Source organism: Micromonospora sp. NPDC050276 (genome assembly GCF_044459545.1).
In the GTDB taxonomy this organism is placed as follows: Bacteria; Actinomycetota; Actinomycetes; order Mycobacteriales; family Micromonosporaceae; genus Micromonospora.
This window is the reverse complement of the sequence record NZ_JBITJA010000006.1, coordinates 447,170-459,102: the sequence shown is the minus strand read 5'-3', so window position 1 is coordinate 459,102 and position 11,933 is coordinate 447,170. Positions and strand designations below refer to the sequence as shown.

The window sequence follows — 11,933 nt, the reverse complement described above, 5'->3', positions numbered from 1 at the left end:
ACTAACGAGGAGGTGCGGTGGCGGAGAAGCCGACATCGATCCTGATGCTCTCCCTGGGCGGCACGATCGCCATGACCTCCGGCCGCGACGCGGGGGTGGTGCCGACGTTGACTGCGGAGCAGCTCATCGCCGCCGTACCTGGGTTGGCCGACACCGGCATCGACGTGCACGTCCATACCTTCCGTCAACTGCCCGGTGCCTCATTAGAGTTCGACGATCTCACCGCGCTTGCAGCTCTCATCGCCGATCGCACCACCACTGGTGGCATCGACGGCGTCGTGGTCACCCAGGGCACCGACACGATCGAAGAGACCGCATACCTGCTCGACCTACTGCACACCGGAGATGCGCCCGTGGTGGTCACGGGGGCAATGCGTAACCCCACCATCGCCGGCGCCGACGGACCGGCCAACGTGCTCGCAGCGATCCGCACAGCCGGTAGCCCCACCGCCCGCGGCCTCGGCACCCTCGTCGTTCTCGCTGATGAGATCCACGCCGCCGGGCAAGTCCGCAAGACGCACTCCACCAGCGGCGGCACGTTCCGCTCCCCGAACACCGGCCCACTCGGTCACGTCGTCGAAGGAACGGTGCGGCTGCTCGCACGTCCGCTCCATCGCATGACCGTGCCGATGGAGACGGCCACCCGCGTGCCGCGGGTAGGGCTGTACACCGTGACCCTCGGCGACGATGGCCTCCTCCTGACCGGTGCCCACGGACTCGATGGCCTCGTGGTGGCTGGCCTCGGCGTCGGCCACGTACCTCGGCACCTCGTCGAGAAGCTCGCGGCCCTCGCGACGAGGATCCCGGTCGTGCTTGCCTCCCGCACTGGTGCCGGACCGGTGCTGGCCTCGACCTACGGTTTTCCTGGTTCGGAGAGCGACCTGCAGCGCCGAGGTCTCGTCGGCGCCGGCTTCCTCGACCCCTACAAGGCACGCATCCTGCTGTGGACACTTCTCGCCGCCGACGCCGGTCCCGATTCCATCGCTGCCGCGTTCGCTGCCGCCGGTGGCACCGGAGACCCCACCCGCTGGCCTTGGCCGACCCCCAGCCAGCAGCCGGAGATGCAGCATGCGTAGCCACGACCTCACGCCGGGACGAATGATCGGCGTTAGCTTCGACCACGGCGAGGACTTCTTCTCCGCCCTCGCGGACGCCTGCCGGACCAACGGTGTTCGTCACGGCTATATCCCCGTCTTCATCGCCGGCTTCAGCTCGGTCGAGATCGTCGGCACCTGCCAACGCCTCGACAACCCCCAGGCACCAGTTTGGGATCGCGTACACCTGTCCAACGTCGAGGCGCTCGGCGGCGGCACCATCGCGTACGACGAGACCGCGGACCAGATCCGGCCGCACATCCACGCGAGCGTCGGCCTCAAGGAACATAGCGCCACCGGGCACACCAGCCACCTACTTGCTGCCACCGTCCAGTTCCTCACCGAAATGCTGATCATCGAGGTCGCTGCGCCGGTCATGCGCCGCGTTCCTGATACGACGTTGTACGACGTGCCGCTCCTACGATTCGGCGGTAGCTGACTCATCGCCTGCGGATGCCCGCTCGGAGATCCCCGGTGCCAGTCACGTTCGGGCGGCGGCATCAGCACGGGCCTGCTCGATGTCCTCGCGTCCCGTGCGGATGGGGAAAGGATCCGTCGACCAGCAGCTGCTGGTGCCCGGATTAGCGCACGCCTGATGCCAGGATTTGCACAAGTGCGCGGCTACGCGTTCAACGGCCACCCAGCATGCGGACCGACAAGGAGAACGTGTCCATGCCGAAGCAGCCCAACCAGTTGTTCGTCTCCACTGCCCCGTACTACGCCAAATATCGGCCCGGCTACGACCCCGCCATGTACGAGCATCTTCGCCTGCGCTTCAGCCTCGACGGCACTCAGCGCGTCCTGGACCTGGGGACCGGCACGGGCACGATCGCGCTGCCGCTCGCGGCGCTTGTCGGTGAAGTCATTGCCGTCGACCCGGAACCCGGCATGCTGCAAGAGGGCCGCGCACTCGCCGAAGCTCAGCGCACAGGCAACATCACCTGGCTGCTCGGCGACTCCACGGCCCTACCCGCGATGAACATCGGCCCAGTCCTGCTCACCGTCATGGGGGCGTCGTTTCACTGGACCGACCGGCACCAGACCCTGCGCGACATCGAAAAGATCATCGAGCCCGCCGGTGCCGTCGTCCTCGCCTCCGGTGGCGCACCGGGCGACATCGAACCGGCCCCCTGGACCGACGTCATCGCCGAGGTACGCACCCGCTACCTCGGTCCCAGCCGGCGTGCCGGCAGCGGTACTTACCAGCACCCCACAGAACGCCACCAGGATGTTCTCGCCCAGTCAACGTTCCGCCATCTCGAGATCCACACCTGGGATCGCACCGTCATGCGGACCCTCGACGAGGTCATCGGGCTGCAGTTCTCCTACTCCTACAGCAGCCCAGCGCAACTAGGACCAGACAAGGCGGCTTTCGAAGCTGACCTTCAAGATGCCCTCATCAAGTACAGCCCCACCGGCTTGTTTGATGAACTCGTCCGTACCGAGGTCATCATCGGCACCAGGGGCCAGAGAAGGTAGTCCGAGGCTACGGAACGAGGGTCGACCGCTTGTTGCGCGAGAACTTTGAAACGAGATCAACTTCCACCACCAGCTATGTCGAGGTTCCACCGCCGATCTACGTCATGCCGGGACCCCAGGTCGACTGCCGATGTCTGGTGAACCTCCCGGATACCCCGGTAGTTCGCCTGCCGGACATCATCACAATCTTCGATTGGGGAGCCGGCTACGTGTCGCACATTGAGAAGGTCACTGTTGAACTCCGGGCCCTGGCGGCAGGTGTCGAGCGCGCGCAGGGGTTGGCAGCCGCGGCCGACAGTCAGGCACAGGAGGTGGCCCTGCGAGCCGCGGGCGCTGGCTTCGCAGCGGTGGCGGTGGGCGTGACGCGAGTGCGAAGTGCGATCACCAATATTCAAGGCGGCCTGGGAAGCCTCGGCGGTTCGATCGGCGAGGCGACGAAGGCAACCGCGGCCGTTCCACATGGGGCGACTCCGCAGGAAACGATCGCCGGGCTGACACCCGTCCACGCCGCGGTAGACAGCACCCGAGACGCGACGGCAGCGACTATCGCTCAGGTTGGCGAGGCACAGCGGCTCGTCACCATGATCCTTCAGGGCGGGCAGCCCGGACCCCTGCTACAGGCGCTGGAAAGCATCAAGCAGGTCCTGGTACTCGTAGTCCAGCGCACCAGCACCACTCGCCAACTCATCGAAGCCGCGATCACTGAAGCACGGCAGATCGGGTCCTCGGGAAACTGATCAGGGCTGGCAGTCCCAGACCGGCCAGCCCGCCCCCTCTTGCCACCACCAATCCGAACCCGCCGCCTCCCGCCTCCGGCGGCGACGCCTCCGGTGACCGGAACCCCGCGCCATGGAGCCGGCACCCCACCGGCGTCCTCGGCGGATCACCCACCGGGCCCCGAACCAAAATTCCGCCACGGGCGGATCAGAGGGTACAGCGTGCGTTGGAGTTGGAGAACGCGTGTGCCGACACGGTCGCCGGCAAGGGTTACCGCTTGCACCAGAACCCGACCAGGCAGGAGATCGCCGAGGCGCGGCGGAACACGGGCGACGGCGGGAAGCCGGACAAGGACCCGGACTACCTGATCGAAGGGCATGTCTTCGACTGCTACTCGCCAACTCCCGCGAAGGCCGTACGTGGTGTCTGGACGGAAGTGTCGGGAAAGGTGGCCAGCCAGCAGACCCAACGGATCATGCTCAACCTGCAGGACTGGCGTGGCGACCTCGGCACCCTGCAGAAGCAGTTCGACGACTGGCCCATCCACCACCTCAAAGAACTCACGGCGCTGACCCGCAGCGGTGAGATCATTCAGATCGTCCGACGAAACTGAGAAGGCAGGCAGCACGTGGGTATCGAGTACCGACTGACGCTGGCGGGTGACATCCCGCTGGAACATGTGGCCGAAATTGCGGCTCCTGGCAACGTCGAGGAGTCAACTGAGCCCGGATACCCCCGACTACTCGGCGCTGACCTCGGTGACGAGTCCGGCTACACCGTCAGCGTCTATGCGGGCAGAAACGGTTACTACGACGCTGAGGACGACGACGGCTCCCAATGGGAATGGGAACCCGACACGTACGTCAACATCGTCTTCCACATGCTCAAGGACGACACGTCCGGCAGTGCGGTCCCCGACATGGTCGCGGCCGTCGACCGGCTGCTCGCCAGCAGGCCGGAGGACGCGGCACTGACACTGAACGGTAACTGGCTGCTACTGACCCGAGTCGCAGGAGCCCTTCGAAGGCACCGACCGTCGTGGTGGAACAACTATGGCCTCGACCATCGTCCCGCCTGAGTAGAAGCCCGCGAGCTGGGATGCCCGCCCCAGAGCGTAGTGGGATGCCACGCCTCAATAAACGTTCCTGCCCCGCAAGGACCGTTCAGCCCGTCTCCGCAACGCGCTTGAATCCACCCAGCCAGCCCTCGGAGGAGCCCAGCCGTGATTCGTCGATACTCCTCCGCCGGCGCCGTCGTCACGACCAACGACCTGGGCGCTCCCTTGATCCTGCTTCTCGATCAGGTCCGAGGTAACGGCGAACGACAGACCGTAGCCCCCAAGGGTCGCCTCGAGCCGAGCGAGGCACCCCTGCAGGCAGCAGTGCGGGAAGTAGCCGAGGAGACCGGCCTGACCGATACGCACTACGGCGCGTACCTCGGACAGGAGAAGTACGTCTTCACCCACAACGACGGCTCACCTGCGGCGAAGACCATCGACTGGTTCCTCTTCACAACCGCGACCACCGCCGCAACGCCTGCCCGAGACGAGGGCTTCGTCGAAGCTCGTTGGCTTGACGCCCCCGCCGCCCGACGAGCGGCCACCCACGTTGAGTTTCAGCGGATCCTGGACCGCGCCCTCGCCATCATCGCCTGGCGTTCGGCAGGGCCACTCCCATTCAGCCAGAGCCTCAGCCAACTCATAAGTAAAGTGGCAACGGAAGTTCAGGCCGTCGTCGGCGGGCACCCTGGTGCGGGCGTAGGGCTGTGCGGATCGGCCGCCCGCGGCGACTTCGTCGACGGCTGGAGCGACGTCGACTTTGTCGCCTGGAATCTCCCCGCGTCCTCACGAACAGCAGCCAAGATCAACGAGATCGTCGCCGAAGCATCCAAGCTCCACGGCATACGAGCCTCGCTGCATCTCACCGGCGAACAGGCTGGCGCCGTCCGCAGCCTCGGCCCTCTGCACGACATGACGATGCGGGTGGTGCTGGACCGCGTCGGCCTCGACACCGCCGTGATCGCAGGCGCGGGCCCGACGCACACCACAACTCCAGCAGCAACCAATCTTGCTGAGGACATCGCTGCGCTTCACCACATCGCCGTGAGCGGCCTCAGCGCCAAAGACGACAGCAGTACCCGGCGCGAGGACGCCGCCCGCCACGTTCTGTCCGTGCTCTCATGCGCAGCTCGGCTTCTAGTCGTTCAACGGCAGCCGAAGGCACCCCTGCGGCTCCCCGAGGTGGCGGAAGCTCTCCGTCACTGGCCGGGCAAGCAGCTCACGAACCTGCTGTGCGACTACGACGCATTCCGCCAGAGCGGGACGCTCACCCTCAACCAGGCGGAACAACTCGCCGCACGTGCACCCGCCGCACTCATCGAAGCTGCCGGCAACCACCGCGAACCCGCCTGGTCCGCGGAGCAGACGGGCATCTGCCGGACCGGCACAAGCGAAGGATCTGACGGGCACGTGGGGCGTATGTTCAACAACTTGTCGGACCTGCCGCTCGCGTCCGCGTTCACAGTCTTCAGCGACCAAGACTCGGGATGCCTGTCCTACGGCGTTGAGGATGCCGGGCGCCGCTGGTTCGTTAAGAAGGCCACCACCGTGCAGGCCCGCCTCTCACTGATCCGGGCCACACGATTCCACGCCGCGGTTCAGCACCCAGCGATCCCGACGTCGAGGCGGCGATCACCACGATCCTCGACGCACACGAAGCCGTCGCAGCGGCTGGCCACGTCGCGGTCGACCTGCACGACGGCTGCTTCCTCTACGACTTCGACGCCCGACAGATGTGGCTGATCGACCTGGACGAGTACCGGCCCGGCCCCTTCGTCCTCGACGCCGACCGCCTGCCCGGATCCCGCCGCTACATGGCCCCAGAAGAGTTCGTCCGCGGTACCGTCATCGACCAACGGACCACCGTGTACACCCTCGGCCGCACCATCTGGCACCTGCTCGACTCGCCACACGGCTGGCGAGGCGCCCCGTCCCAGGCTCGGCTTGCCACCCACGCCACCCAAGCGACAACCGGTGATCGACTCCCCGACGTCCGGGAACTGGTCGGCGCGTGGCGAGCCACCCTCACGACGTGAGACACGCTTCCAAATACTCGGCTGCGACACCCCTACCCGCCGACGCCCGATACGTGTCCGTCGTAGAACTCGTACGAGCCGGGGGCCCCGGCCGTGGCTGGCCGGGACCCCCGGGCGGTCGGGCGTTAGGCCGCCCGGTGGCGCCGGTACAGGAACGCGAGGCTGGCGGCCTCGGACTCCAACCAACTCGCGTACGCCGGGCTGGGCTTTACCCGGGTGTACTCCCGCTGTCGGCGGACGTCCAGCACCATCGGCCGCGCCCCAGGGTGGGTTTGGTCGAGGGTCTGACGCATCAGCCATAGCGTGATCTCGGCGGCCTGCGTGGTAATCGGATCGCTGTAAAAATGAAGCTTGAGGGCGTCGGTGGTCCCGTCCGCGTGCGTGAGAACGAGATCCGGCGTGACACGGACGGTCAGGTCGGTGGCGTGCCATCGGGCGGTGCCCGGAGTAACGAGCACGGTGTCTGCCCGGGACTCGATGAACGACAGCCACCCGCGGGCGATGTCGATGTAGTGGCCACGGACCTGCGCCCGGCAGTTCTGGACGGCGCTGTTTATCGCCGCCTCGTCCTGACCGGTGCGGCGCCCGACCTGCACCGCGCGCCGCATCTGCCGGTACGGGTCTTTGGCCGGGGAGTACGCGTCGTCGAAGCTACGGACCAGCGCGAAGCGCTGCGTCCCTGGGCTCACGATGTACTTGACGAAACGAGCCATGCTGAGGTCGAAACTGGACGTCGGGATGGTCAACCTGGTGTTCTCCTCTGGCCCAACCGTGATGCAAGACCCGACGTCACCGGTCACCGCTGACTGGAACTTCACAACCTCAAACGGTCGCGCAGCCCGCTACTAGCGGTTAGGGTCGATAACTGCGACGTAATCGAGCCCCAACGTCTGGTTTGCCTCACGCGCGGTATCTCCACGTTGGGGCCGACAATCCAGACCATGGATCCGGCCCCGGCATTCCCGGGGCCGGCAGGGATGCATATCTATACTCCCAGTTCAGCGCCCCGTAGGCGTCCCTTTTAGACGTCACGGCTGCGGACCCTGGGGTCGTCGAGGGCGCACCTTGATCAGTGGGTCGGGCAGCCGACTTCGCCACGCCCGGGTTCGGCACCGATCTGAGCAGTGCGCCTTCTCCGGCCGGCAGTCGTCGAAGTTCCAACTCGCGCCGCACACCACGCATGTCAGCACCCATGGCTCCCGCGACTCGCCCTGAGCCGCTCGCTTGGCCTCCCTGGCCGACGCCTTCCGACACGCTCGGGAGCAAAACTTCGCATCGCGCCTCTTGAGCAGCGGCATACGACCGGAGCATCGCTTGCAGACCGCAGCCGCCACATCGCCGACAGTAGTTGGTAGATTTCAGTCCTGCGACCCCCGAACAGGGGACGCAGCCCCGTGACTGGCTGGTGGCCGGGCTGACGGAAAGGCTATGGCCGTGATGGCCCGACGATCGAATCAGCCACTGAAAGCGAAGGCGCCGTCGGCTGAGGCGTTGACTCGTTGGGTGAAGGCACTGTCCGAGCCGGAGAAGAACGACCTTGTCGTACGGCTGATGCGCGGCGACGATGCGCATCTCCGCGCGGAGCTGATGGCTCGCTTTCACGGCACGACCCCGAAGGGGAGCACCGAGGCCGGCCGCAAGGCCGGGGAGTTGTTGGTCAGAAGGACGCTGGCTACGACGGCAGCAGCTCGCCCGCGAGCATGAGGCTGTGGAGCGGGATTGCCTACGGCGAGCGGCCCCCGCTGCCCGCGATCAATGCCTCACGCGCCCGCCGTACGGCAGGAACAGGAGTGGCAGCGAGTGACCGCGATGATCGAGACAAAACGAGCGAAGGGTAACGACGCCGCCGTCAATGCCCTCTCCCGACGCGTTCACGTTCCTGACCAGCGTCGGCGTTCTGGATACTGGTGGCTTAGGACGGAACGCCACCCGCAGGCCCCGCAGCACGCGGCGCGACTGCCGGCGCAGACAAGCGAGGCAAGCCAGGAGCTTGCCCACTGGACGATCACCGATTTGGTCTCGTGGGACCCCGACACCGGCACCGGCACTCGCGAATCGCGGTGGCCGGGTGGGTCCCGTCGGGACTAATGCTGAGGCCGCAGGACGAGCGCATGAGAGTTATTCGACGCTCTTACCGCGAAGCATGAGTAGCGCGAGGTCTATCGTCTCGATTACGGCACTTTCGGCAGATTGGGTCATGTGCGCGATATCTGAAACCGGGAGATGGTCATGAAAGCGCAAATAAATGATTTCACGCCACTCGCTGGGCATAGCTTGCAATCGTCTTGAGTAATCGCTTGCAGCCGCGTCGCCCGCTGGGTATTCGATGTACACACCCTACTGCTCCAAGAAGTCGGGGTGATCGATGCTTACATGAGCGCAGGCAGTGTTCGCGCGACGTACTTCGGCGACTTTATGAACCGGAACATCAAGGTGTGTGGCGATTTCCTCCTCACGGGGCGACCTCCCGAGTTGCGCGTACAGATAGTCCCCTGCTTCACGAACAGCTGTGCCATAGTCCTGCAGGACGGTTCGGGTCCCGGTCTGAAGATCCGCTCTAACAAGACCGTGCAACAGCCCGGCGATACGAGATCTGAGATACGAGAGGAATAGTCCGCGCCTCGGGTCTTGGTATTTGATCGCCAGAGCGACGGCCTCACCCCACACCTCTTCGGCGTACTCTGGACGATTTATCTTCCAAGCCGCACTCATGGCAATCTTTTCGGCGATTGGCTTTAGTTCGATCGCCAAAGCGTTTTCGAGTCGACGACGGTGTGGGTCCGAATCTGGGTACAGCCGAATTCGATCAAGTGTACAACGAATTTTCAGCTCGTCTTTGGAAGGACGTAGGGTCGGGAACGCGGCGATGATGTCGTCGACGGTCGTGGTAGACGGCAGGAAGGTCCGGGCGACACGCAGGAGATAATCCCGATCCGGAATAAGGCCACGCTCCACATCCTGGACCCTCTGCACACTCACACCAAGCTTGGCCGCGAACTGGTCTCGCGTCCGCCGAGCTGCCACCCGAACTGCGGCAAGAAAGATGGATGGCGGCTCCTGGCGGAATCGGGACAGTTCAGCCACGCCTGAGCGAGGTATACCGATTATTGGGCCGATTTGCTTAAAATCGGGATCAGCAAGGGGGATCTTGTCGATCAGGTCCAGTAGAAAGTTCCAGGACGGCACTCGTCGCCCGACCCGATAATCATGGACCGCGCTCGGGCTGTACCCGGTCAGCCGCGCGATATCGGCCAGGGACATATCCAGCTCCGCACCAGCCCACTCCAGGTACTTCCTTGCCGCACCGCGCCGGGACTTTCGATCCCTACCCTGCACATTAGACTTCACAGCTCCAGCCACGACAGCGGATCGTAGGATGCTCTGTAGGGCGCCAACGGACCAACTGTGCGACGTGTTCACCGGTTGGGGCCGCAGCGGGCGCAGTCATGGACGACCAGATCGGCGGTCCGACCTGAAGACGCTGGCTGATCGGGACAGCGACGCCGAGACGTTTCGGGGTGGATGCGGCTGTCGCGGGAGCGGCACGCACGCCTCGACGCGGCACCGCCCCGAGCCACCGCCCCGGGCCTGAGGGTTGGTTGCCTTCTGCTTGCTCTGCGCCGCGAGGGCGACACCATAATCGGTTATCCGGTAGACGCGCCGTAGCCGATATTTGAAGTGCGTTTCCTGCCTCTTGGGCGCCCCTGACAGCGATACCCGTTTGGCGTACGCCGGAAGGCCGCCCGTCAGGCCAACACGCTTCGCACGCTGTAATTCGGATCCTGGGCGAGACGATCACGAACGGACCGCCGGACCTCGTCCGGCTCCGCACCGCCGAGCGCCTCGGCCAAGGCCCGCCGTACCCTGACGTCGGAATCGGTCGCAAGTCGCATTCCGGCCTGGACGGGGGTCCCGTGCCTGGCCCAGAGAATCGCGGCGAACGACCTCAGCGCCCACCCTTGGGTCAGCAGATAGCCGACGTCCTCGCGCATCGCGTCGCCCAACTGCTGGAGCGCTCGCGTGACCCAGTAGCCGGACTCGCCGCCGCCGTTGACGAGCAGCTCGTAGGCTAGGCCGCGCACCGCCGTCCGCTGCCCGTCGTCGCCGGCCAGGCACGCGGCGAGAAAGAGCGCCCGATCGCGGCTGTCCATGTCGTTGCGGACCACCCGCATGCCGCCGAGGCGGTGAGCAAAACCCCGCTCCAACTCGTCGTGCAGCGACGACTGCGGTGACGAGGCGATGCGCAACGCCGCCCCGAAATGCTCGCCACGATCCGCCGCGGACAGCTGCGGGGCCAGATTGGCGGCCGCGATGAGGTAGTCCCCCCGATCGGCGGCGCCGACGTGTACGTCGTCTGCTCTCCGCAGCAGTTCCGACACGGCCGGATCGAGCAGGTCGCCCGCCAGGCCCCGCACGAGCAGCGAATCCCCGACGGCACCGGTTCCTTCGGTGAAAACACCCAGTTCGTGGACGAGCGGGGTCGTGAGCCTGGCCAAGGCCGCCTCGGCTTGCTCTGGCGACACACTCTCGGTGTCGTGGAACGCCAGCGTCTCCCGCGCCCAGTGGTTGCCCTCCGCCGCGAGCTCCGCGAGGAGTGGCCGCGTGACGTCGATGAACCGGTCCACGGCTTCCTGCGCAACCTGTTTGCCTGCGGATTGCGACCGGGCGAGCAGGTTCACCAGGTGTGAGCAGGCACGTTCCGCGAGTTCCGGCTGGGCGAGGGCGATGCGGGCTACCGCGACGGCCTCGTTCTCGTCGTGGAACCGGTACTGCTCGTCGTTCAAGGGCGGCTGCCGCTCGAAGTGCGCGAGCGCCTTATCGGCGCGCTCGGGCGTGAGCCGATGTGCGAGGCCGGCTAGCGCGCCGACCGCCCCGTTGTAGCGCGACACCGCAAGCATGCGGATGTCGGGCAGCGCGTTCGCCTCGGCACCGGCGATCTCGATCAGGATGCGCTCGGAGATCACCTCCACCAGGTCGTCCGGCACCAAGTCGGCCTGCTGCTCGATCAGCCGAAATGCCGTGCCGACCGTCCAATAGTTTGGCGCCGACAGCTCCGGAGTGACGTCAATGAACCTGTCGGCGAACTGCTTGCCCAGCTCTTTCATTTCCTTCACGGCACCCGCCCGTGCGAGGTGTCGTGCCGCGAGGCCGGGTTCGTCCGCCTTCGCCAGCGCGGCCGCCAAGACACGCCTCGCTTCGCGTTCGCCCGCCCAATCACCAGCCGAGACGGCGTCCCGCAGGGCTCGCTGGGCGGAGATCGTGGCCGGGCGCAATCGATCGACCCTCGCTGTAGCACACAGAAATCATTGATTACATACAGTGACGTTTGCCGAGCCCCAGAGGCGTCCGGATCTACCGATGAGTGGGCGCGCCTCTCGCCTAATAGCCCAAAGGGAGGCGATCATTACGCTACCTACGAGAGTCGGTGTCTTGGGTAGCGTGCCGAACGCCTCACCGTCGGTGCACCGCCTCGGGCGGCAACCGTCGTCTGACTCAAAGGTGGGGCCATTGGAACCCGGGCATGAACAAGTTCCGAACGAGAGCGGGTCG

General features: G+C 65.8%; 12 protein-coding genes. 9 read left to right on the top strand and 3 right to left on the bottom strand.

Annotated features, from left to right (window positions below):
* The first annotated feature begins 17 nt into the window (after positions 1 to 17).
* From ACIBF8_RS16270 to ACIBF8_RS16235, 8 genes are all read left to right on the top strand, one after another.
* A complete protein-coding gene (locus tag ACIBF8_RS16270) occupies positions 18 to 1,076 on the top strand; it encodes an asparaginase (protein ID WP_396783713.1) in 1,059 nt (352 codons plus the stop codon).
* On the top strand, positions 1,069 to 1,533 hold the full coding sequence (locus ACIBF8_RS16265; protein WP_396783711.1) for a PPC domain-containing DNA-binding protein: 465 nt from the start codon (positions 1,069 to 1,071) through the stop codon (positions 1,531 to 1,533). The genes ACIBF8_RS16270 and ACIBF8_RS16265 overlap by 8 nt, the downstream gene beginning before the upstream one ends.
* A 233-nt stretch (positions 1,534 to 1,766) precedes the next feature.
* On the top strand, positions 1,767 to 2,573 hold the full coding sequence (locus ACIBF8_RS16260; RefSeq protein WP_396783710.1) for a class I SAM-dependent methyltransferase: 807 nt from the start codon (positions 1,767 to 1,769) through the stop codon (positions 2,571 to 2,573).
* 209 nt (positions 2,574 to 2,782) lie between these two features.
* A complete protein-coding gene (locus ACIBF8_RS16255; protein ID WP_396783786.1) occupies positions 2,783 to 3,310 on the top strand; it encodes a DUF6244 family protein in 528 nt (175 codons plus the stop codon).
* 206 nt (positions 3,311 to 3,516) lie between these two features.
* A complete protein-coding gene (locus ACIBF8_RS16250; RefSeq protein WP_396783708.1) occupies positions 3,517 to 3,903 on the top strand; it encodes a hypothetical protein in 387 nt (128 codons plus the stop codon).
* 15 nt (positions 3,904 to 3,918) lie between these two features.
* Positions 3,919 to 4,368, top strand: a complete 450-nt coding sequence (locus ACIBF8_RS16245; protein WP_396783707.1) for a SitI3 family protein — start codon at positions 3,919 to 3,921, stop codon at positions 4,366 to 4,368.
* A 144-nt stretch (positions 4,369 to 4,512) separates the two neighbouring features.
* A complete protein-coding gene (locus ACIBF8_RS16240; RefSeq protein WP_396783706.1) occupies positions 4,513 to 6,090 on the top strand; it encodes an NUDIX domain-containing protein in 1,578 nt (525 codons plus the stop codon).
* Positions 6,081 to 6,383, top strand: a complete 303-nt coding sequence (locus ACIBF8_RS16235; protein WP_396783705.1) for a hypothetical protein — start codon at positions 6,081 to 6,083, stop codon at positions 6,381 to 6,383. Before ACIBF8_RS16240 ends, ACIBF8_RS16235 begins: the two co-directional genes overlap by 10 nt.
* Before the next feature lie 125 nt (positions 6,384 to 6,508).
* On the opposite strand, the gene ACIBF8_RS16230 is transcribed toward ACIBF8_RS16235, so the two are convergent.
* Positions 6,509 to 7,129, bottom strand: coding sequence for a hypothetical protein (locus tag ACIBF8_RS16230; RefSeq protein WP_396783704.1), 621 nt, complete (start codon positions 7,127 to 7,129; stop codon positions 6,509 to 6,511).
* Positions 7,130 to 7,811: 682 nt separating this feature from the next.
* Between ACIBF8_RS16230 and ACIBF8_RS16225 the strand changes: the two genes are divergently transcribed.
* Complete coding sequence (locus ACIBF8_RS16225) at positions 7,812 to 8,087, top strand: hypothetical protein (RefSeq protein WP_396783703.1); 276 nt, start codon at positions 7,812 to 7,814, stop codon at positions 8,085 to 8,087.
* A gap of 633 nt (positions 8,088 to 8,720) precedes the next feature.
* Here ACIBF8_RS16225 and ACIBF8_RS16220 read toward each other — a convergent pair.
* The gene (locus ACIBF8_RS16220) at positions 8,721 to 9,743 is read right to left on the bottom strand and encodes a helix-turn-helix domain-containing protein (RefSeq protein WP_396783701.1); all 1,023 of its coding nucleotides are present in this window, start codon (positions 9,741 to 9,743) and stop codon (positions 8,721 to 8,723) included.
* Between the two features lie 386 nt (positions 9,744 to 10,129).
* Entirely contained in the window at positions 10,130 to 11,566 is a 1,437-nt protein-coding gene (locus tag ACIBF8_RS16215) for a hypothetical protein (protein ID WP_396783699.1), read from the bottom strand.
* Positions 11,567 to 11,933 lie beyond the last annotated feature (367 nt).

Excerpts from the sequence above, each read along its gene's own strand:
- ACIBF8_RS16265 (WP_396783711.1), top strand. The coding sequence starts at position 1,069 with ATGCGTAGCCACGACCTCACGCCGGGACGAATGATCGGCGTTAGCTTC.
- ACIBF8_RS16260 (WP_396783710.1), top strand. The coding sequence starts at position 1,767 with ATGCCGAAGCAGCCCAACCAGTTGTTCGTCTCCACTGCCCCGTACTAC.
- ACIBF8_RS16235 (WP_396783705.1), top strand. The coding sequence starts at position 6,081 with ATGTGGCTGATCGACCTGGACGAGTACCGGCCCGGCCCCTTCGTCCTC.
- ACIBF8_RS16225 (WP_396783703.1), top strand. The coding sequence starts at position 7,812 with ATGGCCGTGATGGCCCGACGATCGAATCAGCCACTGAAAGCGAAGGCG.